Raw genomic sequence first — 723 nt, 5'->3', positions numbered from 1 at the left:
AGCCCGCCTACAGACCCTTTAAACCCAATGATTCCGGATAACGCTCGGATCCTCCGTATTACCGCGGCTGCTGGCACGGAGTTAGCCGATCCTTATTCTTACAGTACCGTCAATTCCCGACACGTCGGGAGGTTTCTTCCTGTATAAAAGCAGTTTACAACCCATAGGGCAGTCTTCCTGCACGCGGCATGGCTGGATCAGAGTTGCCTCCATTGTCCAATATTCCTCACTGCTGCCTCCCGTAGGAGTCTGGTCCGTGTCTCAGTACCAGTGTGGGGGATCTCCCTCTCAGGACCCCTACCCATCGCTGCCTTGGTAAGCCGTTACCTTACCAACTAACTAATGGGACGCATACTCATCTATTACCGCCTAAGCTTTAATATAATTATGATGCCATATCTATATACTATGGGGGATTAATCCAAATTTCTTCGGGCTATACCCCAGTAATAGGTAGATTGTATACGCGTTACTCACCCGTGCGCCACTCGTGTACTCCCGAAGGAGCCTTACCGTTCGACTTGCATGTGTTAGGCCTGCCGCTAGCGTTCATCCTGAGCCAGGATCAAACTCTTCATCGTTGTTTCTTAAATATTTTACAATACATAAGTTATAACTGTATGGAATTTTTCTCAATACCTAGCTAACTAAGTATCTCGACTCAAAACTATTCTATTTAGCCTTTGTTTTAATTTCGCATTTCTTACTCGTTTCCAAGTAAAA

General features: G+C 45.9%; 1 rRNA gene. It reads right to left on the bottom strand.

Annotated features, from left to right (window positions below):
• A 16S ribosomal RNA gene (locus ACH2AZ_RS12465) occupies nucleotides 1–581 on the bottom strand; the annotation flags it as partial.
• Nucleotides 582–723 lie beyond the last annotated feature (142 nt).

The sequence above is a fragment of the uncultured Mesonia sp. genome (assembly GCA_947499595.1).
In the GTDB taxonomy this organism is placed as follows: domain Bacteria; phylum Bacteroidota; class Bacteroidia; order Flavobacteriales; family Flavobacteriaceae; genus Mesonia; species Mesonia sediminis.
This window is presented reverse-complemented; position numbering and strand designations above follow the sequence as displayed.